Genomic DNA, 25,054 nt, shown 5'->3' with positions numbered 1-25,054 from the left:
ATGTACAAGAAAACGGTGCTGGCCGCGGCGTTCGCCGCCGCGGCCGCGCTCACCCTGTCCGCCTGCGGCAGCGGTGACGACAACGCCAAGAAGCCCATCGCCGACGTGTCGGTCCAGCCGAAGACCGGCGCCGCGACCGTCCTGGACCAGCCGTTCACCAAGCCGGATCTCGTCCTCACCGACACCCACGGCAAGAAGTTCGACCTCCGCGAGCGGACCAAGGGCAAGCCGACGCTGATCTACTTCGGCTACACCAACTGCCCGGACGTCTGCCCGCTCATCATGAGCAACATCGCCATCGCCAAGAAGGCACTGCCCAAGGCCGACCAGGACAAGCTCCAGGTCATCATGGTGACCACCGACCCCGAGCGGGACACCCCGTCCTCGCTCGGCACGTGGCTCAAGGCCCAGGACCCGTCCTTCATCGGCCTCACCGGCGCCTTCCCCGCCATCCAGGCCGGCGCGCGCCAGATCGGCATCGGCATCGACGCGCCGAAGAAGGAGAAGGACGGCACGGTCGTCTCGATGCACGGCTCGCAGGTCATCGCGTTCTCCCCGAAGACCGACAAGGGCTACCTCGTCTACAGCGAGGACACCTCGCCGGACGACTACGCCAAGGACCTCCCGAAGATCGTCACGGGGGCCACTCCGTGAACCGGCGCACCGCGCTCGCCTGCGTCGCCGCCCTCACCGCGGGGCTGACGCTGGCGGGCTGTTCCTCCTCACAGAGCGGACCGGAACTGACGGTGAGCGGCGCCTTCATGCCGCAGCCCGTCGGTGACATGGCGGCCGGATTCCTCGTCGTGAAGAACAGCGGCGAAACCTCCGACCGGCTCACCTCCGTCACCAGCCCGCTCTCCGACGACATCACGATCCACGAGACGAAGAACGAGGCCATGCGCATGGTGACGTCCTTCGACGTGCCCGCGGGCGGCCGCCTGGATCTGCGGCGCGGCGGGAACCACATCATGTTCATGAAGCTCAAGCAGCGGCCCGAGCAGGGCGAGAAGGTGTCCGTGGAGCTGCACTTCGAGAAGGCCGACCCGATAAAGGTCGACCTTCCCGTGAAGGAGACCACCTACAACCCGAAGACGCAGTGAGGGACTGACTCGTCATGACAGCCACCGCCCCGCACTTCGGACCGGCCCGGGCCCAGGTCCCGGCCACTCCCGCGACCCGCCGTCCGTTCGCCGTCGCCGCACTCCTCGCCGTCCTCGCCGGCCTGGTGTTCGGCCTGCTGCTGGCGGGCGCGGGCCCGGCGTCCGCGCACGCCGCGCTGACCGGGAGCGATCCGCAGGACGGGGCGGTGGTCGCCACCGCCCCCGAGGAGGTCACGCTCACCTTCTCCGAACAGGTCGCCCTCGGCAAGGACTCCGTCCGCGTCCTGGACCCGGACGGCAAGCGCGCCGACACCGGCGCCGAACCCCGCGACCTGCAGAACGACTCCGCCGTACGGTACGGCGTGGCACTGCGCACCGGGCTGGCCGACGGGACGTACACCGTCGCCTGGCAGGCCGTGTCCGCGGACAGCCACCCGGTGTCCGGCGCCTTCACCTTCTCCATCGGCGCCCCCTCGCAGACCGCCGCGGCCCTGCCGGACCAGGAGGCCGGCGGAGGGCTCGTCGGCACGCTCTACGGCATCGCGCGCTACGCCGCGTACGCCGGTTTCATCCTGCTGGCCGGCGGCTCCGCCTTCGTGCTGGCCTGCTGGCAGCGCGGGGCGGGGGCGCGTCCGCTCCAGCGTCTCGTGGTGCGCGGGTGGATGACGCTGACCGTCGCCACCCTGGCCATGCTGCTGCTGCGCAGCCCGTACACCGGGTCGGGAAAGCTCGCGGACGCCTTCGACCTCGACGGCCTGAAGGCCGTGCTCGACACCAAGCCCGGTGCCGCGCTGGTCTCCCGGCTGCTGCTGCTCGGGGCCTCCGCGCTCTTCATCGCCGTGCTCTTCGGGACCTACCCCCGGCGTGAGGACCGGCGTGAGCAGAAGGACCTCACCTTCGGGCTGGCCATCGGCGGCACGGTGATCGCCGCCGGCATCGCCGGTACGTGGGCGCTCGCCGAGCACGCCTCCGCCGGGCTCCAGCCGGGCATCGCCATGCCGGTCGACGTACTGCACCTGCTGGCCGTCGCCGCCTGGCTCGGCGGTCTCGTGGCCCTGCTGGTCGCCCTGCGCCGCACGCCCGACCTCGACGCCGCGGCCGTACGGCGCTTCTCCGCCATGGCGTTCGGCAGCGTCGTCGTGCTCGTCGCGACCGGGATCTACCAGTCCTGGCGCCAGGTCGGCACCTGGTCCGCGCTGACCGGCACGGGGTACGGGCAGCTGCTGATCGCGAAGGTGGTGCTGGTCGCCGTCATGGTCGCGATCGCCTTCACGTCACGGCGCTGGACGGCCCGGCTGGGTACGGGCGGAAGCGGGAGCGCGGGCGGCCGTGCGGCAGAGGCCGGGGCCCCTCCCGGAACTTCCGGGGCTTTTGGGGCTTCCGTGGCCGCCGATGTGTCCGGGCAGGATGCCGACCCCGAGCGTGCGGCACAGCTCGCCCGGCAGCAGGCCGCCGTGGCCACCGCCGAGAAGAAGCGGCTCCGCGACGCCGACCCCGACCGGTCCGGGCTGCGCCGCTCGGTGCTGGCCGAGGTGGGGGTCGCCGTGGTGCTGCTGGCGGTGACGACCGTCCTGACCTCGACCGAGCCCGCGCGCACCGAGGAGGCGGCGTCCCGCGCGTCGACGGCGGCCTCCGCCCCGGCCACCGCGGGCCCGGTCACCATGAAGGCACCCTTCGACACCGGCGGCGAGAAGGGCAGTGGAACGGTACGGCTGGAGATCACCCCGGCCCGCAGCGGCGCCACCGAGCTGCACCTGTGGATCGACGGCGCCGACGGCAAGCCCATGGACGTCCCCGAGGTGAAGGTCTCCCTCACGCTGAAGTCCCAGGACATCGGCCCCCTCCCCGCCGCGCCCGTCCGGCTGGCCGAGGGGCACTGGACCGCCGCCGACGTCCGGATCCCGATGGCCGGCGACTGGAAGATCGCCGTGACCGTCCGCACGTCTGACATCGATCAGACGACCGTCGACAAGACCATGAAGATCGGCTGAGCAGAATCGTGAGCACAGACAGCAGCGAGAAGACACGGAGCGGAACGGCGAACGGACGTCGTACCGCGAGCAGTCGTGCCGCGGACGCCCGTACCGCGGACAGTCGTGCCGCGGACGGTCGTCCCGGGGACGGCCGCCGTACGGACGATGCGGACGCAGGCGCGCGCACCGGCGGCTCCCTCTCCCGGCGCCGGCTGATCGGCGGCGCGGGTGCGGCCGGTGCGGCCGGGCTGGTGCTGGGCGCGGCGGGCGGTGCGGCCGGTTACGCCGCGACCCGGCCCGACGAATCCACCGCGCTGACCACGGTCGGGACCACGCGAGCGATGTTTCACGGGAAACATCAACCGGGGATCACCACTCCGCTTCAGGCCAGCGGCCATATCGTCGCCTTCGACCTGGTGCCCGGCGCCGGGCGCAAGGAGGCCATCGTCCTGATGCGCCGCTGGTCGGAGCTGGCCGCGCGGCTGATGGCCGGGGAGTCCGCCGGGAGCGGCGCGGCGGACGGCCCGGACCACGACACCGGGATCGCACTGGACGCCGGGCCGTCCTCGCTGACCCTCACCTTCGGTTTCGGCCGGACCTTCTTCGGGCGCACGGGGCTGACCGACCGGCGCCCCCCGGGGCTCGACCCGCTGCCGCCCTTCTCCTCCGACCACCTGGACGCCGGGCGTTCCGAGGGCGACCTCTGGGTCCAGATCGGCGCGGACGACGGGCTCGTGGCCTTCCACGCGCTGCGCGCCGTGCAGCGGGCGGCCGCTCCGGCGGCCAGGGTCCGCTGGCAGATGAACGGTTTCAACCGGTCCCCCGGAGCCACGGCCCGGCCGATGACCGCCCGTAATCTGATGGGCCAGGTCGACGGCACCAACAACCCGAAGCCCTCCGAGAGCGATTTCGACCGCCGCGTCTTCGTCCCCGCCGGGGCCGGTACCGCGTACGAGTGGCTCGCGGGCGGCTCGTACGCGGTCGTGCGCCGGATCAGGATGCTGCTGGACGACTGGGAGAAGCTTCCGGTGGCCCGGCAGGAGCAGGTCATAGGACGCAGGAAGAAGGACGGCGCCCCGCTCAGCGGCGGCGCCGAGACCACGCCGATGGACCTCGACCGGGCGGGCCCGGACGGCAAGCTCCTGATCCCGGACAACGCCCACGCCCGGATCTCCTCGCCCGGGAAGAACAGCGGCGCGGCCATGCTGCGGCGCCCCTTCTCGTACCACGACGGCATCTCGGCGGACGGCACGCCGGACGCCGGTCTGCTGTTCATCTGCTGGCAGGCCGATCCGCTGCGCGGCTTCGTGCCGGTACAGCGGAAGCTGGACCGGGGCGACGCGCTGTCCCCGTTCATCCGGCACGAGGCGAGCGGCCTGTTCGCGGTGCCGGGCGGTGCGGCGGAGGGGGAGTACGTGGGGCAGCGGCTGCTCGAATCCTGAGCCCCGGGGCCCGGAAGGCCCATTAGGGTGACGTCATGTCCGCCACGCGCTACGCCTATCTCGGCCCCGAGGGCACCTTCACCGAGGTCGCCCTCCGTACGCTCCCGGAAGCCGCCACCCGCGAACTCGTCCCGATGGTCTCCGTTCCGGCCGCGCTGGACGCGGTACGCAGCGGGGCCGCCGCGGCGGCCCTGGTGCCGATCGAGAACTCCGTCGAGGGCGGCATCAACGCGACGCTCGACGAGCTGACCTCCGGCGAGCCGCTGATGATCTACCGCGAGGTGCTGCTCTCCATCAGCTTCGCGCTCCTGGTGCGGCCGGGCACCGAGCTCTCCGAGATCAAGTCGGTCACCGCGCACCCGGCCGCACAGCCGCAGGTGCGCAACTGGATGGCCGCCCACCTCCCGGACGCCGTGTGGGAGTCGGCGGCCTCCAACGCGGACGGGGCCCGGCTGGTGCAGGAGGGCCGGTACGACGCCGCTTTCGCCGGTGAGTTCGCGGCGGCGACCTACGGTCTCGTGCCGCTGGTGACCGAGATTCACGACGCGGAGAACGCGCAGACCCGTTTCATCCTGGTGGGCCGCCCCGCCCGACCGGCGGCCCCGACGGGCGCGGACAAGACGTCGGTGGCGATCTGGATGGGCGAGGACCACCCCGGTGCCCTGCTCGAACTGCTCCAGGAGTTCGCGGTGCGCGGGGTGAACCTGATGCTGATCCAGTCGCGGCCGACAGGGGCCGGTATCGGGAACTACTGCTTCGCGGTGGATGCCGAGGGCCACATCGCGGACCGCCGGGTCGGCGAGGCGCTGATGGGGCTGAAGCGGATCTGCCCGAAGGTACGGTTCCTGGGCTCGTATCCGCGGGCCGGGGTCGCGCCGCAGGACGTACGCCCGCTGCGGCCCGGTACCTCGGACACGGAGTTCACCGAGGCCTCCGACTGGCTGGCCAGGAATCTGGACGGCCGGGGCTGACGGCGCTGCACCGACGTGGCGCCGAGTTATCCACCGAGTTATCCACAGGGGCCGCCTTCAGCCTGGGGACAAGTCGACAGCCCGCTACGACATCATCGACAAATCACCCCGGTCGCCGTAGGCACGTTCACAGTCCACCAGGTCACCTAAGGCACCCCACACCCCCCAATTCCATTGATCAACTCGCGAAGATGGCCAATTCCCACCCGAACGAGCGTCTGAAGCGGGTTTGAATCAGGAATCCGCGAGCCACCACACGGATTTTGGAATGCCACCCTCCGCTATCCACAGAACTTCCCCACACCCTGTGGATAACTTTCAGGAGCCCCGGACCCTGTGGACAAGCGAGGCCCAACTGCCGCTCCAGGCAAGGCCGATACGTCATGCGAGTGAACCCATCTGCCCCATTCGGGCGAATAGGCACTCCTCATTGACGTCTGGAATCCTCTCCGGCCGCACAATCTCCCCCAGCATCACTAATTCCGGCAATCTGGGCAAAGTGACGCGCTCGTCCATATCGGTTCGAGCGGGGGAAGTGCGCACCGGTAGCCTGGAGGGGTGATTGACCTTCGCCTGCTCCGTGAGGACCCCGACCGTGTTCGCGCCTCCCAGCGCGCCCGTGGAGAGGACGTCGGCCTCGTCGACGCCCTGCTCTCCGCCGACGAGCTGCGCAGGTCGTCCGGTGTCCGCTTCGACGAACTCCGCTCCGAGCAGAAAGCGCTCGGCAAACTCATCCCCAAGGCCTCGCCCGAGGAGCGCGCCGAGCTGCTCAAGCGGGCCGAGCAGCTGAAGGCCGACGTCAAGGCCGCCGACGCGGCCCAGGACGAGGCGGACGCCGAGGCCAAGCGCCTGATGCTGCGGATCGGCAACATCGTCCACGAGGACGTGCCGGTCGGCGGCGAGGAGGACTTCGTCGTCCTGGAGACGCACGGCACGATCCGTGACTTCGGGGCCGAGGGCTTCGAGCCCAAGGACCACCTGGAGCTCGGCGAGAAGCTCGGCGCCATCGACATGGAGCGGGGGGCCAAGGTCTCCGGCTCGCGCTTCTACTACCTGACGGGCGTCGGCGCCCTGCTGGAGCTGGCCCTGGTCAACGCGGCGATCGCGCAGGCCACCGAGGCCGGCTTCGTACCGATGCTGACCCCGGCGCTGGTCCGCCCGCGCGCCATGGAGGGCACCGGCTTCCTCGGCCAGGCCGCGGAGAACGTGTACCACCTGGAGAAGGACGACTACTACCTGGTCGGCACCTCCGAGGTCCCGCTCGCCGCGTACCACATGGACGAGATCATCGACGCCGAGCAGCTCCCGCTGCGCTACGCCGGCTTCTCGCCCTGCTTCCGCCGTGAGGCCGGTACGTACGGCAAGGACACCCGCGGCATCTTCCGGGTGCACCAGTTCGACAAGGTCGAGATGTTCTCGTACGTCGACCCGGCCGACGCCGAGGCCGAGCACCGCAGGCTCCTGGACTGGGAGAAGCAGTGGCTCACCGCTCTCGAGCTGCCCTTCCAGGTGATCGACGTGGCCACCGGCGACCTGGGCTCCTCGGCCTCCCGGAAGTTCGACTGCGAGGCCTGGATCCCGACGCAGGGCAAGTACCGCGAGCTGACCTCGGCGTCGAACTGCGACGGCTTCCAGGCCCGCCGCCTGTCCGTCCGGATGCGCGACAACCGTGACGGCAAGAAGGTCCTCCAGCCGCTGGCCACGCTGAACGGCACGCTCTGCGCCGTACCGCGCACCATCGTGGCGATCCTGGAGAACCACCAGCTGGCCGACGGTTCGGTACGGGTGCCCGAGGTGCTCCGGCCGTACCTGGGCGGACGCGAGGTCCTGGAGCCGGTCGCCAAGTGACCTTTCCGTACAAGCTCGTCGCGACCGACCTCGACGGCACGCTGCTGCGTGACGACGAAACGGTTTCCGAGCGCACCCGTGAGGCACTGGTCGCCGCCGCGGCGGCCGGTGCCGCGCACATCGTCGTCACCGGCCGGTCCGTCCCCTGGACCCGCCACATCCTGGACGACCTGGGCTACGAAGGGCTCGCGGTCTGCGGCCAGGGCGCGCAGGTGTACCACGCGGGCGAGCACAGGCTGCTGACCTCGCTGACGCTGGACCGGCAGCTCGCCGGCCTGGCGCTGTCCAAGGTCGAGGCCGAGGTCGGCCCGCTGGCCCTGGCGGCGAGCCGCGACGGTCTCGACGGCGAGGTGCTGGTCGGCCCCGGCTACCGCGTACAGGACGGGCCGCTTCCGGCGGTCTTCACGGACGATCCGGCCGAGCTGTGGACCGCGCCGCTGAACAAGGTCTACATCCAGCACCCCGAGCTGGACGACGACGCCCTGGCGACGGCGGCGCGTGCGGCCGTCGGCAATCTCGTGGACGTGGTCATGGCCGGTCCGGGGGTGGTGGAGATCCTTCCGCTGGGGCTGAGCAAGGCGACCGGGCTCTCCCTGGCCGCGCGTCGGCTGGGCGTGAAGGGCGCGGACACCCTGGCCTTCGGCGACATGCCGAACGACATCCCGATGTTCGCCTGGGCGCGGCACGGCGTGGCGATGGCCAACGCGCACAAGCAGCTGAAGAGCGTGGCCCAGGAGATCACCACGTCCAACCAGGAGGACGGCATCGCCGTGGTCCTGGAACGGCTGCTCCAGTCGTCGTAGCACCGAGCCGGTGACGGCCGGGAGCGGGCGGGCGGACCGACCCGCTCGTTCGCTCCCGGCCGTGACCCTCCGGCGGTGAAGTCCCGGCCGTGACCCTCCGGCGGTGAAGTCCCGGCCGTGAACTCCGGCGGTGAAGTCCCGGCCGTGAACTCCGGGCCGCGAACTCCTGCCCGATCAGCGCTGCTTGCGGGTGCGGCGGCTCAGGTCCTTCAGGTTGTGGGCGAGTTCATCCATCCGGGCGTCGATCCGGACGACGTTCTCCGACACATGCCCCAGTCGCACGCTCATCGCGCCGACGACCTGGTGCGTGGTGTCCAGCCTCCGGTCGAGACTGTCGAGCCGGTACGACATCCGGCCGAGGACCGGCCCGAGCTCCTGGAGCGCGGCCCCGACCCCGGCCAGGCAGCTCTCCACCCGGGTGACCCGGTGTTCGAGTGCGGCGTAGCCCGCCCGCAGGTCCCGCTCGGCGTCGAGCAGATACGTGCGGACGCAGCGGGCGATGTCGCTGTCGCGAAGAAGCATCGCGATGTTGAGGACGGTCCTGCGGGTGTAGACCCTGAGCCGAGCCGCCGCCTGTGGATAACTTTCCCGCCCTTCACCCACCCATAGCGACATCATGTCGCTATGGAAGGCTTGCAGGTCAGCGCCACGTAGCAGCCGCATCCCGTTCTCCGCCAGCTCCTCCTGGTGGCGGTCGGTGAGCCTCCTCACGGTGGCTGTGGATACTTCGAAGTAACGTGCCACGTCCTCTGTGCGAACGTGAATTCCGTCCGGGAGCATGACAAGGCTCTTCACCTTGTCGAGGACGTCGACGCGCCCCATCTGTTCGACACGCAACGCGCGTGATTCGAGCAGGGCGACTTCCGTGGGCATGGGCATGCCTCCTGTCGTGAAACGGATGACGGACAGCCCTGTCCCGGGCTCGAAGGGCGGAGGACGCTCACGGTTGCCACTCACTCGATGACCGACCCGGCGGGTGCTCCCCACCGGTATCGGCATTCCCCTGATTCACGAAAGCCACGACGCCACGGATTCCAGTTGCCTCCACGCATCTCGACCAACGAACCGATAACCGCACAGTTACGCGGAAGAGTGCCCGGAATGCGTCAACCCCCGCCGGGAGGGCGGGGGTTGACGGAGTTTTTCGCCGGGGGCGAATGAGGGCGTCGGGCCCCTCTCACTCCTCTCCGGCCAGCTTCAGCGTGCGCAGCTTCTGGCCCGCGTACCAGGTCGCCGCCACCGTGACCGCCGTCAGCAAGACCGTCGCGGTCGGCAGCCCGACCTCGGAGGTGATCGTGCCCGCCCCGCCGACCTTCTCGGCGACGGCGAGGGACCACTGCTGGACGCTGAGCGTGCGCGCCCCGGGGACCAGCGAGCCGAACAGGGCCTCCCACACCAGCGCGTAGACGAGTCCGAGGACGACCGCGTGCCGGCTGACCGTGCCCAGCAGCAGGAACAGCGCGCTGTACGCGATCGAGGCGACCAGGGCCGCGATGGTGTACGCCACCGCGATCTGCTGGCCGTTGCCGTTGAGGATCAGGCCCGCGATCAGTGTCGGCAGCGCCGAGAAGACCATGGTCACGGCGATGGCGACGATCAGCTTGGTGAAGATGATCGTCGGCCGCTTCACCGGCTTGGACAGCAGGTAGACGATCGATCCGTCGTCGATCTCGGGGCCGATGGCCCCGGTCCCGGCGATCACACCGATCAGCGGCACCATCGTGGCGAGGGCGAAGCCGCCCAGCACGTCCGAGGCGACCTGGTCGTCGGATCCTGCGAACATCCGTACCGCGACGGCGATCAGCACCAGCAGGACCGGCAGGACGAACAGGATGGCGGCCCGGCGCCGGCCGAGCAGGGCCCGGTAGGTGAGCCGGGCGACTGTGGGTTCGTACATGACGCTTCACAGCTCCTTTCAGGCCACTACTCAGGCCGATACGAGATAGGAAAAGACCGATTCGAGGGACTCGTCGGACGGCGAAACGGTCAGAAGGCGAATTCCGTGCTCCCGCGCGACCTTGGGCAACAGTTCGGTGAAGCGTCCGAAGTCGACCGCCTGGATGCGCAGGGCCCCTTCGCCCAGGTCCACCTCGATGCCCGCCGTCGACGGATCGGCGATCAGCGCCGCGGCCAGGGCGCGGTCGTCGCTGGAGCGCACGAGGTAGCGGTGCGGGCGGTCCGTCATCAGCCGGCGGATCCTGCGGAAGTCGCCGGACGCCGCGTGCCGCCCGGCCACGATCACCTCGATGTGGGAGGCGAGCTGCTCGACCTCTTCGAGGATGTGCGAGGAGAAGAGCACCGTACGGCCCTCCTCCCCCATCCGTCGCAGGAGATCCATCAGCTGCATCCGCTGCCGGGGGTCCATGCCGTTGAACGGTTCGTCGAGCAGCAGCACCGAGGGCTCGTGGACCAGCGCGGACGCCATCTTCACGCGCTGGCGCATGCCCTTGCTGTACGTCGCGATCCTGCGGTCCTGCGCGTACTCCATCTCGACCGTGGCGAGGGCCCGTTGCGCCTCCGCGTCACCGAGTCCCTGGAGCTCGGCGTTGGCGACGACGAACTCGCGGCCGGTCAGGAAGTCGTACATGGCCTCCCGCTCAGGCACGATGCCGATCTCCCGGTACACGGCCTCGTTGCGCCAGATCGGCCTGGAGTCCAGCGTGACCGCGCCGGTCGACGGGGCGAGGAACCCGGCCATCATGTTGATCAGCGTGGACTTTCCCGCGCCGTTGGGCCCGAGCAGCCCGGTGACGCCCGGCCCCACCGTCATGCTGACGTCGTTGACGGCGACCACGTTGCCGAACCAGCGCGAGGTGTGGTCGATCTCGATGGTGGTCACAGCCCGACCCTCCGGTAGCGGCGCATCAGCACGGCGTAGCAGCCGGAGACGAGCGCGAGAAATACGATCAGATAGACCATGCCGGCCCCGGCTCCCGGGCCTTCCCCTCCGGGGAAGGCCGAGTCCGCGCCGAGGAAGGCGGTCTGCAGGCCGCCGATCAGGGTGATGGGGGAGAACAGCCCCAGCCACTCGACGGCGCCTTCGGAGCCCGTCTGCCAGGCGATGGCCTGGATCGTGGAGACCGCGCCGTAGGTGATGGTCAGTACGGCGATCACGGCGGCGACTCCGAAGCCGCGGCGCGGGGTCAGCGCCGCCATCACCAGGCCCAGCGCGGCGAAGAGCACGGAGAGCAGTGCGACGGAGACCATGCCCTGTCCGAATCCCTTGGTCTGCTCGGCGAAGTCGAACTTCGCGAGGAGCGCGCCGAGATAAAGGATGACGAGCGGCGCGCCGGTGAGAATGAGGAGGGCGGAAGCCATGGCGGCCAGCTTGGCCACGACGTAGTCCACCCGTTCGATCGGCCGCGAGAAGTACAGCGGCACGCTCTTGAAGCGGAGGTCCCGGGAGACCGACTGGGGCGCCTGGGCCGCGAGGAAGAGGCCGATCACCGCCTGGAGGAAGATCGCGAACGCGGTGTACTTGATCGGCAGTGCCTTCATGCCCGGGGTGGCGATGGCGACGGCGACGATGATCGCCGCGACCAGGCACATCACGCCCGTGAGCAGCATCGGCAGCACCTTGGACTTGGCGGAACGGCCCAGTCCGAAAGCCCCGCGCAGGGACTGCGCGTAGAGCGAGCGCCGCGCGTATCCCCGGCCCAGCCGGGGGCCGTCGTAGGAGCGGTAGCCGATGTTGTGGATGCGGGAGGTGTCGCTCCCGGCCGCGGTGCCGGTCTCGGTGCTCGTCACGACCGCTCCCCTTCTGCTGTACGGGCGGCTGATGCGGGCGCGCCGGGTGTGGCGGATGTGCCGGGTGTGCCGGGCGCCGGGGCGGTGGAGGCGTGGGCCTCCTCGGCGTGGGTCTCCTCGGCGTGGAAGACCTCGGCGATGTGGTGGCGGCGCTGTTCCATCCGTACGAGGCCGAGTCCGAGCCCGGCGACGCTGTCGCGCACGGTGTCGTACGTCTCCTCGCCGACCGCCTCGACCAGCAGGATGTGGCCCGCGCCGGGCAGCCCCCGGGTGTCGAGCCCGTCGTGGCCGATCAGCTTGACCCCGGCCGCGGTGAGGGCGCGGCGCAGTGCGCCGGTGCCGTCGGGGTGGGTGTCGCTGTCGGTGACCTCGACCGCGAGGGTGGTGGTGGTCTGGGTGAAGTCGCTGGTGGAGCTGGAGCGCAGCAGGGTGCCGCCGTCGATGACGACGACGTGGTCGCAGGTGCGTTCCAGCTCGCCCAGGAGGTGCGAGGTGACCAGGACCGAGATGCCGAAGTCGGTGTGGACGCGGCGGATCAGGCCGAGCATCTCGTCGCGGCCGACCGGGTCCAGGCCGTTGGTCGGCTCGTCGAGCAGTACCAGCCGGGGGTCGTGGACGAGCGCCTGGGCCAGCTTCACCCGCTGCTTCATGCCGGTCGAGTAGCCGCCGATGGGGCGGTAGCGCTCCTCGTAGAGACCCACGTGCCGCAGGGTGTCGGCGGTGCGCTCGCGGGCCGCGGTGGGCGGCAGCCCGGACATCCGCGCCATGTGGACGACGAGCTCGGTGGCCGAGACGTCGGGCGGCAGGCAGTCGTGCTCGGGCATGTAGCCGACCCGTTCCCGAATGGCGGCGCCTTCGGTGGCGACGTCGAGCCCGAGCACGGTGGCCCGGCCTTCGGTGGCGGGGGACAGCCCCAGCAGGATCTTGATCAATGTGGACTTGCCGGCCCCGTTGGAACCCACCAGCCCCGTCACGCCGGGGCCGATGTCCAAGGAGAGCCGGTCAAGCGCGGTCACCCGGGGGAACCGCATAGTCAGGCGCTCAGTCGCGATCACAGTCACATACCGAACGTAGTGGCGCGGGCCACACAGGTCGTCAGCCCTGGCGGCTGGATCGGCGTCCGACTCCAGATGTACGGACCCGTAGGGGGCCGTCGCAGGGGATGACGTCCCCGGTCCCCGGGGCGGCCGCGGACGGGTTGTCCACAGGTGCGCGCACACCCCTTGACGCAGCCGCCGGACATTGTCACATTCATCAGTGTCACGTTACGGGCACGTACCGCACACGGCAGGGAACGGACGGTGGCATGCATTCGGCGGTGAAGCACGCACAGGCCCCGGAGCTCCGGGGGTTCAGAGAGGTGCAGAGCCTCGCGTACGCCTGCGCGGAGGCGGTCGCGGGACAGCTCGTACCGGGAGTGACCGAGCGCGAGGCGGCCCGGATGCAGCGCGACTGGCTGCGCGAGCGCGGGGTGCGGGACTGGTTCCACCTCCCGTTCGCCTGGTTCGGCGACCGCACGGCATTCACCGGGTTCAGGGTGCCGCTGCAGTTCTTCCCGGGCAACCGGGAGCTGGAGCCGGGGATGCCCTTCATCCTCGACATGGCCCCTGTGTACAAGGGCTTCACGGCCGATATCGGCTACTCCGGCTGCCTCGGCCCCAATCCGCTGCACGACAAGCTCCTCACCGACCTGGAGGCGCACCGCGAGCTGATACTGCGCGAGGTGCGCGAACGGCGGTCGTTGCGCGAGATATACGAGGACGTCGACCGCCTGATGGTCGGGCAGGGTTATGCCAACCGGCACCGCGCCTACCCCTTCGGGGTCATCGCGCACAAGGTCGACCGCGTCGCCGAACGGCGCTGGTCCCCGCATGTGTTCGGCTTCGGGACCCAGTCCCTCAAGGGGCTGCTGAGCGACGCGCTGCACGGCCACCGGGACGGCTGGTCGCCGCTGTGGAGTCCGTACCGCTTCTCCGACCACCCGCCGCAGCCGGGGCTGTGGGCGGTCGAGCCCCATCTGGGATTCCGGGGCACGGGCGCCAAGTTCGAGGAGATCCTGGTGGTCACCGACTCCAAGGACCCCGAGCAGAGCGCCTTCTGGCTGGACGACGATCTGCCGCACGTGCGGCGCTGGGCCGAGGAAAGGGTGGCGGCATGAGCCTGCCGGAGGCGCGTGAGCGCCGGGTGCGTACGGGTGGAATCGAGCTGTGCGTCGCGGAGTTGGGCGACCCCGCGCGGCCGACGGTCGTCCTGGTCCACGGCTATCCGGACAGCAAGGAGGTCTGGGCGGACGTGGCGGAGCAGCTGGCCGAGCGGTGGCACGTCGTGCTGTACGACGTACGCGGACACGGCCGGTCCAGTGCGCCGAAGCCGCTGCGCGGCGGCTTCACCCTGGAGAAGCTCACCGACGACTTCCTGGCGGTCGCCGACGCGGTGAGCCCCGACCGGCCGGTGCATCTGGTCGGGCACGACTGGGGCTCGGTCCAGTCCTGGGAGTTCGCCACCGTCAAGCGGACCGAGGGCCGGATCGCTTCGTTCACTTCGATGTCCGGCCCCTCGCTGGACCACTTCGGGCACTGGATCAAGCAGCGGATGAGCCGGCCCACCCCGCGCCGGGTCGGCCAGCTGCTCGGGCAGGGCGCCAAGTCCTGGTACGTGTACATGCTGCATACGCCCGTCCTGCCGGAGCTGGCCTGGCGCGGGCCGCTCGGCAAACGGTGGCCGCGCATTCTCGAGCGGCTGGAGAAGGTTCCGGCCGGCGACTACCCGACGGCCTCGCTGCCCGGCGACGCGGCGCACGGCGCCTGGCTCTACCGGGACAACGTCCGCGCCAGGCTCAGCCGGCCGCGTGCCGAGGCCTACGCGCATGTGCCGGTCCAGCTGATCACGCCGACCGGTGACGTGTTCCTCTCGGAGAAGCTCTACGACCAACTGGAGCTGTGGGCACCCCGGTTGGTGCGCCGCTCCCTGGAGGGCAAACACTGGGTACCGCGCACCAGGCCGGACCAGCTCGCCGCCTGGATAAGCGAGTTCGTCGCCGCGAACGAGACGGCCGGGGAGAGCTCCCCGGTCCGGGACGCCGCGCCGACCGGGGCGTACGCGGACCGGTTCGGCGGCCGCCTGGTCCTGGTGACGGGCGCGGCCGGCGGCATCGGCCGGGCCACCGCCTTCGCGTTCGCCGAGGCGGGCGCCAGGGTGGTGGCCGTGGACCGGGACGCGGAGGGGGCGGCCCGTACGGCGGAGCTGGCCCGGCTGATCGGCGCCCAGGACGCCTGGGGCGAGGCGGTCGACGTGAGCGACGAGCAGGCGATGGAGAAGCTCGCCGAGAAGGTGGCCGCCGAGTACGGCATCGTCGACGTCCTGGTCAACAACGCCGGGATCGGCCTGTCCGGCTCCTTCCTGGACACCACGAGCGAGGACTGGAAGAACGTCCTCGACGTCAATCTGTGGGGAGTCATCCACGGCTGCCGGATCTTCGGCAGGCAGATGGCCGAGCGCGGCCAGGGCGGCCACATCGTCAACACCGCTTCCGCCGCCGCCTATCAGCCGTCCCGGGCACTGCCCGCGTACAGCACGTCCAAGGCGGCGGTGCTGATGCTCAGCGAGTGCCTGCGGGCCGAGTTCGCCGAGCGGTCGATCGGGGTCAGCGCCATCTGCCCCGGCATCGTCAACACGAACATCACGGCGACGACGCGTTTCGCCGGGGCCGACGCCGCCGAGGAGACCCGGCTGCGGAAGCGGACCAGCAGACTGTACGGGCTGCGGAACTACCCACCGGAGCGGGTCGCCGACGCGATCCTCAAGGCCGTGGTGCGCAACCAGGCCGTGGTGCCGGTGACCCCCGAGGCCCGCGGCGCCCGCCTCCTCTCCCGGTTCAGCCCCGGTGCGCTGCGCGGGATCGCCCGGATGAAGCCGCCGCTGTGAGCGGCACCCAGCGGCCGGCCCCGGCGGCGGACCGGCCGTCCGCCGCCGAGTACCGGATCGAGGACCTGGCGCACGCCAGCGGGGCCACGGTCCGCACGATCCGCGCCTACCAGGACCGCGGCCTGCTCCCGACGCCGGAGCGCCGCGGCCGGGCCAATGTGTACCGGGAGACCCATCTCGCCCGGCTCCGGCAGATCGCCGACCTGCTGGACCGCGGCTACACCCTGGCCAGCATCAAGGAGCTGCTGGACGCCTGGGACGCCGGCCGCGGCCTGGGCGGGGTGCTCGGGCTCGTGGCCGAGGTGCACGGCCCCTGGACGGACGAGCAGGCCGACCGGATCTCGCTGGCCGAGCTGATCGACGCGTTCGGCGGTGTCCCGGACGACCAGGCGGTCGCCGAGGCCGTGGAGCTCGGGGTGCTGGAGCCGGTCCCGGGCAGGGACGACGAGTTCCTGGTGCCGAGCCCCCAGGAGCTTGCCGTGGCCGTGGAGTTGCACGCGGCGGGCGTGCCGCTCATCGCGATCTCGGGCCATCTGAGGGAACTTCGCGGCCAGGTCGAGCAGATAGCCTCCCGTTTCCTCGAGTTCACCACCGAGCACGTCTTCGCCCGCTATCTCGGGCACCGGCCGCCGACCGACTCGGACGCGGCCGAGGCCGCCGCCATGGTGCGCCGGTTGAGACCGCTCGCCCAGCAGACGGTCGACGCCGAACTGGCCCGTGCCATGCGCACGTTCGCGACCCGGCATCTGCACCACCACCTCGGCGCGGACACTCCGCTCGGCACGGACGACCCGCCGCTCGCCGCGCTTCCGGTGGAGCTGCCGGCACAGACGATCCGGGCCGTGCAGCGGCTGGTTGGCGCGGAAAACGTCACCGCGTTCATCGCGGCCGCCACCGAACGTGAGGTACAGGCACGCACTTTGGATCATCTCGCCCCAACTATCGCAAATATGAACAATATTGACCAAAACGCCTAAAACTTCAGGGAGTTGTCCACAGGATCGTCAATTCCTCTGTGGATAAGTCGAACTGACTGTGGATCAAACCTGTGGGTAGACACTTTCTTCGGAACGTCACGGCCGAAACCCGGATGCATCGGAGGGGTCGCCACGGGCACGCTGGCGCAATGGACGAAAGACGCACCGTCAAGGTGTCCAAGTACCTCTCGAAGCATCTGCGCCACCAGCCGGAGCGCATCGGCATCACGCTCGACGCCCAGGGCTGGGTGCCGGTCGACACGCTGCTGCGTGCCATGGCCCGGCACGGCGTCCACCTCACCCGGGCCGAGCTGGACCATGTCGTCGCCACCAACGACAAACGGCGCTTCGCCGTGGAGGGCGACCGGATCCGGGCCAGCCAGGGCCACACCGTCCCGGTCGACCTCGGCCTGCCGCCCGCCGAGCCGCCCGCGTACCTCTACCACGGCACGGTCGGCCGGGCGCTGGAGTCGATCCGGAGCGAGGGGCTGCGGCCCATGAACCGCACGCATGTCCACCTCTCGCCCGACCGCGAGACGGCGACCAGGGTGGGCGCCCGGCGCGGCCGCCCCGTCGTGCTGCCGGTGGACGCGGGGGCGATGCACCGCGCGGGCCACACCTTCCACGTCAGCGCCAACGGGGTCTGGCTCACCGAAGCCGTCCCGCCGGAGTTCCTGAGACTGCGCGACTGAGCGCCCGGCCGACGGGGCGACCGACCGACCGGGCCACCGGGCCACCGGGCCACCGGGCGGCGGGACGACCGGGCAGCGGCTCGATCGGCCGTGAGTCCGGCCCGGACAACCGGTGACCGTATGGTCGTAGCCATGCGTCTGAGCACTGTGATTCTGCCGATCCACCGCTGGCGAGAAGGCCGCGAAATCTGGCAGCGCGCCGAGGAACTGGGCTTCCACGCCGCCTACACCTATGACCACCTGGCCTGGCGGAGCTTCCGCGAGGGCCCCTGGTTCGGTGCGGTCCCGACTCTCACCGCCGCCGCCGCCGCGACCGAGCACATCCGCCTGGGCACCCTCGTCACCTCCCCCAACTTCCGGCACCCCGTCACCCTCGCCAAGGACCTCATCACGCTGGACGACGTCTCCGGCGGCCGCGTCACCCTGGGCATCGGCGCCGGGGGCGACGGCTTCGACGCCACGACGCTGCGCCGGAGCGGCGAGGAGCCGTGGACCCCGCGCGAACGGGCCGACCACTTCGAAGAGTTCGTCTCCCTGCTCGACCGGCTGCTGCGCGAGCCCGCGGTGACGTACGACGGCACGTTCTACTCGGCGAACGGGGCCCGGAACATCCCCGGCTGCGTCCAGCGGCCACGGCTGCCGTTCGCGGTGGCCGCCACCGGTCCGCGCGGCATGAAGCTGGCCGCCCGGTACGGCCGGGCCTGGGTCACCACGGGCGACCCGAAGCTGTACGAGACGGGTACCCCCGCGCAGTCCGTGGAGGCCGTCCGGGGACAGATCGCCAAGCTGGACGCGGCCTGCGAGGCCGTCGGCCGGGACGCCGCCGAGTTGGACCGGATCCTGCTGACCGGTTTCACCCCGGACCGCCCGCTCGACTCCTTCGACGCCTTCGTGGACTTCGCGGGCACCCACTTCGAGCTGGGCTTCACGGAGATCGTCATCCACACCCCCGTCCCCGACTCCGATTTCGCGGCGGACGAGAAGGTCTTCGAGCGCATCGCCACCGAGGGACTGGCCCAGCTCGGCGGCTGATCCTCCGCCGTTCAGAGCTCTTGGCATATGCACCAGGCATGTTCTCCTGGTCGGGGGCGTACATCCTCAGATGTGCGCCCCTCCGCACGCCCGTGCACGCTCGTACGGGAGAATGGGCGGGTGACCTCAGCTTCCGATTCGCCCTCGCCTGCCGCTGTCCGGCTGATCGCCACCGACCTGGACGGGACCCTGCTCCGCGACGACAAGACGGTCTCCGACCGCACGGTCGCCGCGCTCGCCGCCGCCGAGGAGGAGGGCATAGAGGTCTTCTTCGTCACCGGGCGCCCGGCCCGCTGGATGACGGTCGTCAGCGACTACGTGCACGGCCACGGCCTGGCGATCTGCGCCAATGGCGCGGCGGTGGCCGATCTGCACGCGGGCGGTGAGCTGGTCAAGATCCGTCCGCTGGAGCGTGCCGTCGCCCTGGACGTGGTCGGTGCGCTGCGGGCCGCCGCCCCCGGCGCCTCCTTCGCCGTGGAGCTGGCCACCGGCATCCACTACGAACCGGAGTACCCGCCCCTCCACCTGGACCCGAACGCCACGGTCGCCCCGGTCGAGAAGCTGCTGCACGAGGAGACGCCCGGTGCCGGCTCCCCGATGCTGAAGCTCCTCGCCCACCACACCGACCTGGCCCCGGACGCGTTCCTCGCCCTGGCCATGGCGGCGGCCGGGGACCGGGCCGTCTTCACCCGGTCCAGCCCCACGGCCCTGCTGGAGGTCAGCGCGACCGGAGTCTCCAAGGCCAGCACACTGGAGCTGTGCTGCGCCGAGCGCGGCATCTCGCCCGCCGAGGTCGTCGCCTTCGGGGACATGCCCAACGACGTGGAGATGCTGCGCTGGGCGGGCGCCTCGTACGCGATGGGCAACGCCCACCCCGCCGCGCTCGCCGCCGCCACCGGCCACACCGCCACCAACAGCGAGGACGGCGTCGCCGTCGTCATCGAGCGGATCATCGCCGAGCGCCGCGCCGCGGGCCGGGTGCACTGACTCCGTACGGCTTGAGAGCCCCGGGCCGGGTGCGTCGGCTCCCTACGGCCTGACAGCCCCGGGCCGGATACGCCGAGCCCCACGGGCCGAATCCCCGGGCGAATGCACCGAGCCCGCGCGGCCCCCACCCGGCGGCCCTCAGAGCGGCGCCTCCCACACCACCGTCGTGCCGCCGCCGTCCTCCCCGATGCCGGGCCCGAACCAGCTGGACCCGCCCAGCGACTCCGCCCGGCGCGCCAGGTTCCGCAGCCCGCTGCGGCGGCCGCCCCCGGGGATGCCCACTCCGTCGTCGGCGACCGACAGCCGCACCGCCGCCCGCCCGTCGGGCAGCTTCGCCGTGGCGTCCACGACCACGTCGATCACCGACGCGTCGGCGTGCCGGAAGGCGTTGGACAGGGCCTCCCGCAGTGCCGCGATCAGGTTCTTGCCGGTCAGCTCCCCGACCAGCGAGTCGACCGGGCCGAGGAAGCGGTGCCCGGGCTTGAAACCCAGCGGGACCGCCGCCGTATTGATCTCGCGCAGCACCCGGGTACGCAGCCCCGACGGCGCCTCGGCGGGTTCCTGCTGGAGGGCGAAGATCGCGGTACGGATCTCCTGGATGGTCACGTCCAGCTCGTCGACCGCCCGGCCGATCCCGTTCCGTTCCTCGGGCACCGCCGACCGGCGCTGGGCGCTCTCCAGCATCATCCCGGTGGCGAACAGCCGCTGGATGACCAGGTCGTGCAGATCGCGGGCGATCCGGTCGCGGTCCTCGTAGACCGCCAGCCGCTCCCGGTCCCGCTGCGCCTCGGCCATCATCAGCGCGAGCGCGGCCTGCGAGGCGAACTGGGTGGCGAGGGTCCGCTCCGCCTCCGTGAACGCCCTGCCGCCCCGGGCGCGCGGGGTGGCGAGCGCGCCCAGCACCCGCCCGCCGCTGTGCAGGGGCAGCAGCATGCTCGGGCCGTACCGGGGTGCCAGGGCGGTGACCATCCGGGGATCGGTGGCCGAGTCGTCCACGAAGACCGGCTCGCCGTCCAGCAGTCTCGCCGCCACCGGGCTCTCGGGACCGATGATCACCCCGAGCGGGGAGGCGGGATCGTCCGCGGAGACGGCGACGACCTCCAGGCCGCCGTCCCCGGTGGGCAGCAGCACCACCCCGGCGGCGGCGTCGGCGAGCCGACGGGCCTGTTCGGCGACGACGGAGAGCGCGTCGTCGGCGTCCCCGCCGGAGAGCAGGGCGGTCGTCACGGCCACCGAGCCGTCGATCCACCGCTCGCGCTGGCGTGCCGCCTCGTAGAGCCGGGCGTTGCCGATGGCGATCCCGGCCTCCGTGGCGAGCACCCGCACCATGTGCAGGTCGTAGTCGTTGAACTCGCCGCCGCCCTCCTTCTCGGCCAGGTACAGGTTCCCGAAGATCTCGCCCTGCACCCGGATCGGAACGCCGAGGAACGTCCGCATCGGCGGGTGGCCGGGCGGGAAACCCGCGAACCTCGGATCGGCCGTCAGGTCGGCGAGGCGCACCGGCGCCGGGTCGTGGATCAGTGCGCCCAGCAGCCCCCGGTGCCCGTCGGGGCGGCGGCCGATCCGGTCCGCCGTCTCGTCCGGCACCCCGTACGTGACGAAGTCGGAGAGGCCCTCGCCCTCCGCGTCGACGACGCCGATCGCGGCGTAGCGGGCGTGGGCCAGTTCGGCGGCGGTCTCACAGATCCGGTCGAGGGTGGAGTGCAGCTCCAGGCCCGCGCCGACGGATCGCATCGCCTCCAGCAGCTGCGGGATGCGGGCGGTGATCTCGGCGGACAGGCCCTGGAGACCGCGGGTCGCCCGGGTCGCCGCTTCGAGTGGGTCGTTCGGGTCCTGCTCCGGCATACCCCGAGCGTAATTAGCACCCATTAGCAAGGAAAGTCGGATTTCCTCCGCATCCGTGTCTCTTCCCTCTGCGCCCGCGCCCCTTTCCTCCGCGCCCGTGTCCGTTCCTCTCTCCTCCGTGCCTGCTTCCTGCGGCTCAGGCCGGGGCGCCTACGGTCTGAGCCGGCGCCCCGTCGGACTCCCGCTCGCGGTCCAGCATCCGGCGCAGCGGCCCCTCGGCGGCGGCCAGCTCGGCGTACGGGCCGCGCTGCACGATCCGGCCCTCGTCCAGCACCAGCACCTCGTCCACGGCGTCGAGCCCCTTCAGCCGGTGGGTGATCAGCACGGTCGTCCGTCCCTCGGTGGCCGCCAGCAGATCCGCGGTCAGCGCGTCCGCGGTCGCCAGGTCGAGGTGCTCGGCCGGTTCGTCCAGGACCAGTACGGGGAAGTCGGCGAGGAGCGCCCTGGCCAGGGCGAGGCGGCGGTGCTGCCCTCCGGAGAGGCGTGCGCCGTGTTCGCCCACCAGGGTGTCGAGCCCGTCCGGCAGCGCGTCGGCCCAGTCGAGCAGCCGCGCCCGGTCCAGGGCGGCCCGCAGCTCGGCGTCCGTCGCGCCGGGACGGGCCAGCCGCAGGTTCTCCCGGACGGAGCTGTCGAAGACGTGGGCGTCCTGGGCGCACAGCCCGACGTACCGCCGCACGGTGTCCCCGTCCAGCGCACCGGCCTCGACCCCGCCGATCCGGTACGTGCCGGCCCTGGCGTCCAGGAAGCGGACCAGGACCTGCGCGAGGGTGGTCTTCCCCGATCCGGAGGGCCCGACGACGGCGATGCGCCTGCCGGTGGTCAGCGTCAGGTCGACGGCGTCGAGGGCGTCGCGGTCCGCCTCCGCGTACCGGGCCGACAGACCGCGCAGCTCCAGCGGGAAGGGCGATGCGGGTGCCTCGGCCGGGCTCTCGGGCTCACGCACCGGCAGGGGGGCGTCCAGCACTTCGAACACCCGCTCCGCGCTCCGTTCGACGCGTCGGCGGTACTGCACGGCGAGCGGCAGACCGGCCACCGCTTCGAAGGCGGCCAGCGGGGTCAGCACCAGCACCGCGAGCTCCACACCGGCGAGGCGGCCGTCCCGTACGGCGGGCAGCGCGACGAGCGCGGTGGCGACGACGGTGAGCCCGGTGACCAGCGTCCCGAGGCCGCCGCCGAGCGCGGTGGCGGTGGCGGCGCGGGCCGCGATCCGGGTCAGTACGCCGTCGGCCTCCCGGGTCCGCTCCACGCGGGCGGGCAGGGCGCCCGCGACGGTCAGTTCGGCGGTCCCGCCGAGCAGGTCGGTGACCCGGGTGGCCAGTTCGGCGCGGGCCGGGGCGAGGCGGCGTTCCGCCTGCCGGGAGCAGGCACCGCTGATCAGCGGCACGCCGACACCGGCCAGCAGCAGCCCGGCGGCCAGCACCGCGCCCGCCGCCGGAAGCAGCCAGCCGACGAAGCCGACGGTCGCCGTCCCGACGACCACGGCGGTCCCGGCCGGGAGCAGCCAGCGCAGCCAGTAGTCCTGGAGCGCGTCGACATCGGCGACCAGCCGGGAGAGCAGGTCCCCACGCCGGGCCCGGCGCAGCCCGGCGGGGGCGACCCGCTCCAGCCCCCGGTAGACCGCGACGCGGAGTTCGGCGAGCATCGCGAGCACCGCGTCGTGCGAGACCAGGCGCTCGGCGTAGCGGAAGACGGCCCGGCCCAGGCCGAAGGCCCGGGTCGCCGTCACCGCGACCATCAGGTAGAGCACCGGGGGCTGTTCGGAGGCGCGCGCGATCAGCCAGCCGGAGACGGCCATCAGGCCGACGGCGGAACCCACGGCGAGGCTCCCCAGCAGCAGCGCGAGCGCCAGCCGGCCGCGCCGCGCCCCCGCCGCCTCCCGGACCCTGCGCAGCACACGCCCGGGGCGGGCCGGGGCCCGTCGGGGCCCGTCGGGTTCCGGGGCGGCGGCCGCGCTCCCCGCCTGCCTCGGCACTGTTCCGGGAGCCCCCGTGGCAGGAGTCCCGGCCCGCTCCGCCCGCGCGGTCACGGCCGGGGCCAGGCGCACCACCCGGTCGGCCACCGCGAGCAGCGCCGGGCGGTGCACGACGAGCAGCACGGTCCGCCCCGCGGCCAGCCGCCGCACCGCCTCGACGATCCCCGCCTCCGTCTCGCCGTCCAGGCTCGCGGTCGGCTCGTCGAGCAGCAGCACCGGGCGGTCGGCGAGGAAGGCCCGGGCGAGCGCGAGCCGCTGCCGCTGTCCGGCGGAGAGCCCGGCACCGTCCTCGCCGATCCTGGTGAGCGCCCCCTCCGGCAGCGCCGACACGAAGTCATGGGCCCCGGCGTCCCGCAGCGCGTCCGCCACGGCGCGGTCGTCGGCGTCCGGCCGGGCCAGCCGTACGTTCTCCGCGATGGTCCCCGCGAAGAGGTACGGGCGCTGCGGCACCCAGGCGATCCGTTCCCGCCACCGCTCGGGCGCGAGTTCGGCCAGGTCGGTGCCGCCGACCCGTACCCGTCCCCGGTCCGGCCGGGTGAAGCCGAGGACCACGTCGAGCAGGGTGGACTTCCCGACGCCGCTGGGGCCGACCAGTGCCACGGTCTCCCCCTCGTCGACGACCAGCGAGGCCCGGTCCAGGGAGGGCTCGCCGCGCCCTTCGTGCCGTACGGTCACCTCGTCCAGCTCCAGCCGCGGCGAGCCGGGGACGTCGGCCGTTCCGTGCACGGGGAGTTCGGTCTCCAGGACCGCGAAGATCTCCTCCGCGGCGGAGAGCCCCTCGGCGGCCGCGTGGTACTGGGCGCCGACCTGGCGGATCGGGAGATAGGCCTCGGGCGCCAGGATCAGCACCACCAGCCCGGTGTAGAGATCGAGTTCGCCGTGGACCAGCCGCATGCCGATGGTGACGGCCACCAGGGCCACCGAGAGCGTCGCCAGCAGTTCCAGCGCGAAGGACGACAGGAAGGCGATCCGCAGGGTCCGCAGGGTGGCCCGGCGGTACTGCGTGGTGATCGTACGGATGGATTCGGCCTGCGCCTTGGCCCTGCCGAAGACCTTCAGGGTCGGCAGTCCGGCGACCACGTCGAGGAAGTGGCCGGAGAGCCGGGACAGCAGCCGCCACTGGCGGTCCATCCGCGACTGGGTGGCCCAGCCGATCAGGATCATGAAGAGCGGGATGAGCGGCAGCGTCACCACGATGATGGCGGCGGAGACCCAGTCCTCGGTGACGATCCTGGCGAGGACCGCCACCGGGACGACCACCGCGAGACCGAGCTGCGGCAGATAGCGCGCGAAGTAGTCGTCGAGCGCGTCCACGCCCCGGGTCGCGAGCGCCACCAGGGAGCCGGTGCGCTGGCCGTTGAGCCAGCCGGGGCCGAGCGCGGCGGCCCGTTCCAGCAGTCGGCCGCGCAGCTCGGACTTGACCGCCGCGCTGGCCCGGTACGCGGCGAGCTCGGTCAGCCAGGAGACCAGTGCCCGGCCCAGCGCGACCCCGCCGAGGAGCATCAGCGGGGTCCGGAGCCCGGCGGCGGTGAGTCCGTCCTCGAAGCCGCCGACCACGATCTCGGCGATGAGCATGGCCTGGGCGATGACCAGCGCCGCCCCGACCACGCCCAGCGCCACCACGGCTGCCAGGAAGAGGCGGGTGGCGCGGGCGTGGTGGAGCAGCCGCGGATCGATCGGTTTCACGTGAAACAGCCCCTAGCGAGCTCGGTCGGCGGACCTGGCTCCGTCCGGCGGGCCG

20 protein-coding genes are annotated in these 25,054 nt (G+C 71.8%); 13 read left to right on the top strand and 7 right to left on the bottom strand.

From position 1 onward, the window contains the following. The 7 genes from ACFCV8_RS00305 to ACFCV8_RS00275 all read left to right on the top strand — a co-directional run bounded on the left by ACFCV8_RS00305 (position 1) and on the right by ACFCV8_RS00275 (position 8,137). Positions 1-654 carry an SCO family protein gene (locus tag ACFCV8_RS00305; RefSeq protein ID WP_376682974.1) on the top strand — a complete coding sequence of 218 codons (654 nt, stop codon included), beginning with the start codon at positions 1-3 and terminating at the stop codon, positions 652-654. Further along, positions 651-1,100, top strand: a complete 450-nt coding sequence (locus ACFCV8_RS00300; protein ID WP_376682973.1) for a copper chaperone PCu(A)C — start codon at positions 651-653, stop codon at positions 1,098-1,100. The genes ACFCV8_RS00305 and ACFCV8_RS00300 overlap by 4 nt, the downstream gene beginning before the upstream one ends. A 14-nt stretch (positions 1,101-1,114) precedes the next feature. After that, positions 1,115-3,091, top strand: coding sequence for a copper resistance CopC/CopD family protein (locus tag ACFCV8_RS00295; protein WP_376682972.1), 1,977 nt, complete (start codon positions 1,115-1,117; stop codon positions 3,089-3,091). 8 nt (positions 3,092-3,099) lie between these two features. Then, positions 3,100-4,515 carry an iron uptake transporter deferrochelatase/peroxidase subunit gene (gene efeB / locus ACFCV8_RS00290; protein ID WP_376682971.1) on the top strand — a complete coding sequence of 472 codons (1,416 nt, stop codon included), beginning with the start codon at positions 3,100-3,102 and terminating at the stop codon, positions 4,513-4,515. Between the two features lie 35 nt (positions 4,516-4,550). After that, a complete protein-coding gene (gene pheA / locus ACFCV8_RS00285) occupies positions 4,551-5,486 on the top strand; it encodes a prephenate dehydratase (protein ID WP_376682970.1) in 936 nt (311 codons plus the stop codon). 558 nt (positions 5,487-6,044) lie between these two features. Continuing rightward, positions 6,045-7,334 carry a serine--tRNA ligase gene (gene serS / locus ACFCV8_RS00280; RefSeq protein WP_376682969.1) on the top strand — a complete coding sequence of 430 codons (1,290 nt, stop codon included), beginning with the start codon at positions 6,045-6,047 and terminating at the stop codon, positions 7,332-7,334. Next, complete coding sequence (locus tag ACFCV8_RS00275; RefSeq protein ID WP_376682968.1) at positions 7,331-8,137, top strand: HAD family hydrolase; 807 nt, start codon at positions 7,331-7,333, stop codon at positions 8,135-8,137. Before serS ends, ACFCV8_RS00275 begins: the two co-directional genes overlap by 4 nt. Positions 8,138-8,311: 174 nt before the next feature. Here the strand turns inward: ACFCV8_RS00275 and ACFCV8_RS00270 are convergent, their stop codons facing one another. The 5 genes from ACFCV8_RS00270 to ACFCV8_RS00250 all read right to left on the bottom strand — a co-directional run bounded on the left by ACFCV8_RS00270 (position 8,312) and on the right by ACFCV8_RS00250 (position 12,915). Then, complete coding sequence (locus tag ACFCV8_RS00270) at positions 8,312-9,010, bottom strand: hypothetical protein (protein ID WP_376682967.1); 699 nt, start codon at positions 9,008-9,010, stop codon at positions 8,312-8,314. A 304-nt stretch (positions 9,011-9,314) separates the two neighbouring features. After that, a complete protein-coding gene (locus tag ACFCV8_RS00265) occupies positions 9,315-10,034 on the bottom strand; it encodes an ABC transporter permease (protein WP_376682966.1) in 720 nt (239 codons plus the stop codon). Between the two features lie 30 nt (positions 10,035-10,064). Further along, a complete protein-coding gene (locus ACFCV8_RS00260) occupies positions 10,065-10,976 on the bottom strand; it encodes an ABC transporter ATP-binding protein (RefSeq protein WP_376682965.1) in 912 nt (303 codons plus the stop codon). Further along, a complete protein-coding gene (locus ACFCV8_RS00255) occupies positions 10,973-11,884 on the bottom strand; it encodes an ABC transporter permease (RefSeq protein WP_376682964.1) in 912 nt (303 codons plus the stop codon). Before ACFCV8_RS00255 ends, ACFCV8_RS00260 begins: the two co-directional genes overlap by 4 nt. Next, positions 11,881-12,915: an ABC transporter ATP-binding protein gene (locus tag ACFCV8_RS00250; RefSeq protein WP_376683031.1), complete on the bottom strand. Its 1,035-nt coding sequence runs from the start codon at positions 12,913-12,915 to the stop codon at positions 11,881-11,883. Before ACFCV8_RS00250 ends, ACFCV8_RS00255 begins: the two co-directional genes overlap by 4 nt. 275 nt (positions 12,916-13,190) lie before the next feature. Here ACFCV8_RS00250 and ACFCV8_RS00245 point away from each other — a divergent pair, with 275 nt between their 5' ends. From ACFCV8_RS00245 to ACFCV8_RS00220, 6 genes are all read left to right on the top strand, one after another. Beyond that, positions 13,191-14,042, top strand: a complete 852-nt coding sequence (locus ACFCV8_RS00245; RefSeq protein WP_376682963.1) for a M24 family metallopeptidase — start codon at positions 13,191-13,193, stop codon at positions 14,040-14,042. Then, positions 14,039-15,808, top strand: a complete 1,770-nt coding sequence (locus tag ACFCV8_RS00240; protein WP_376682962.1) for an SDR family oxidoreductase — start codon at positions 14,039-14,041, stop codon at positions 15,806-15,808. Before ACFCV8_RS00245 ends, ACFCV8_RS00240 begins: the two co-directional genes overlap by 4 nt. After that, entirely contained in the window at positions 15,805-16,785 is a 981-nt protein-coding gene (locus ACFCV8_RS00235; protein ID WP_376682961.1) for a MerR family transcriptional regulator, read from the top strand. Before ACFCV8_RS00240 ends, ACFCV8_RS00235 begins: the two co-directional genes overlap by 4 nt. Before the next feature lie 149 nt (positions 16,786-16,934). Then, positions 16,935-17,477 carry an RNA 2'-phosphotransferase gene (locus ACFCV8_RS00230; protein ID WP_376682960.1) on the top strand — a complete coding sequence of 181 codons (543 nt, stop codon included), beginning with the start codon at positions 16,935-16,937 and terminating at the stop codon, positions 17,475-17,477. Between the two features lie 132 nt (positions 17,478-17,609). Further along, positions 17,610-18,509, top strand: a complete 900-nt coding sequence (locus tag ACFCV8_RS00225; protein WP_376682959.1) for an LLM class flavin-dependent oxidoreductase — start codon at positions 17,610-17,612, stop codon at positions 18,507-18,509. Positions 18,510-18,629: 120 nt separating this feature from the next. Further along, positions 18,630-19,496 (top strand): Cof-type HAD-IIB family hydrolase, encoded by an 867-nt coding sequence (locus ACFCV8_RS00220; protein ID WP_376682958.1) that lies wholly within the window; start codon positions 18,630-18,632, stop codon positions 19,494-19,496. A 138-nt stretch (positions 19,497-19,634) separates the two neighbouring features. Here the strand turns inward: ACFCV8_RS00220 and ACFCV8_RS00215 are convergent, their stop codons facing one another. Together ACFCV8_RS00215 and cydD are read right to left on the bottom strand one after the other, a co-directional pair. Further along, positions 19,635-21,341: a GAF domain-containing sensor histidine kinase gene (locus ACFCV8_RS00215; protein ID WP_376682957.1), complete on the bottom strand. Its 1,707-nt coding sequence runs from the start codon at positions 21,339-21,341 to the stop codon at positions 19,635-19,637. A 136-nt stretch (positions 21,342-21,477) separates the two neighbouring features. Continuing rightward, positions 21,478-24,999 (bottom strand): thiol reductant ABC exporter subunit CydD, encoded by a 3,522-nt coding sequence (cydD, locus tag ACFCV8_RS00210; RefSeq protein ID WP_376682956.1) that lies wholly within the window; start codon positions 24,997-24,999, stop codon positions 21,478-21,480. Between the last annotated feature and the right edge of the window lie 55 nt (positions 25,000-25,054).

Source organism: Streptomyces sp. NPDC056347, from assembly GCF_042262625.1.
Taxonomy (GTDB): domain Bacteria; phylum Actinomycetota; class Actinomycetes; order Streptomycetales; family Streptomycetaceae; genus Streptomyces.
Note: the sequence above shows the minus strand (reverse complement) of the source record. Positions and strands in the feature narration are given on the sequence as shown.

What these genes read in the sequence shown, in the direction of transcription:
- ACFCV8_RS00305 (WP_376682974.1), top strand. Translation starts at nt 1, where the DNA reads ATGTACAAGAAAACGGTGCTGGCCGCGGCGTTCGCCGCCGCGGCCGCG.
- ACFCV8_RS00295 (WP_376682972.1), top strand. Translation starts at nt 1,115, where the DNA reads ATGACAGCCACCGCCCCGCACTTCGGACCGGCCCGGGCCCAGGTCCCG.
- pheA (WP_376682970.1), top strand. Translation starts at nt 4,551, where the DNA reads ATGTCCGCCACGCGCTACGCCTATCTCGGCCCCGAGGGCACCTTCACC.
- ACFCV8_RS00270 (WP_376682967.1), bottom strand. Translation starts at nt 9,010, where the DNA reads ATGCCCACGGAAGTCGCCCTGCTCGAATCACGCGCGTTGCGTGTCGAA.
- ACFCV8_RS00265 (WP_376682966.1), bottom strand. Translation starts at nt 10,034, where the DNA reads ATGTACGAACCCACAGTCGCCCGGCTCACCTACCGGGCCCTGCTCGGC.
- ACFCV8_RS00250 (WP_376683031.1), bottom strand. Translation starts at nt 12,915, where the DNA reads ATGCGGTTCCCCCGGGTGACCGCGCTTGACCGGCTCTCCTTGGACATC.
- ACFCV8_RS00245 (WP_376682963.1), top strand. Translation starts at nt 13,191, where the DNA reads ATGCATTCGGCGGTGAAGCACGCACAGGCCCCGGAGCTCCGGGGGTTC.
- ACFCV8_RS00240 (WP_376682962.1), top strand. Translation starts at nt 14,039, where the DNA reads ATGAGCCTGCCGGAGGCGCGTGAGCGCCGGGTGCGTACGGGTGGAATC.
- ACFCV8_RS00230 (WP_376682960.1), top strand. Translation starts at nt 16,935, where the DNA reads ATGGACGAAAGACGCACCGTCAAGGTGTCCAAGTACCTCTCGAAGCAT.
- ACFCV8_RS00225 (WP_376682959.1), top strand. Translation starts at nt 17,610, where the DNA reads ATGCGTCTGAGCACTGTGATTCTGCCGATCCACCGCTGGCGAGAAGGC.
- ACFCV8_RS00215 (WP_376682957.1), bottom strand. Translation starts at nt 21,341, where the DNA reads ATGCCGGAGCAGGACCCGAACGACCCACTCGAAGCGGCGACCCGGGCG.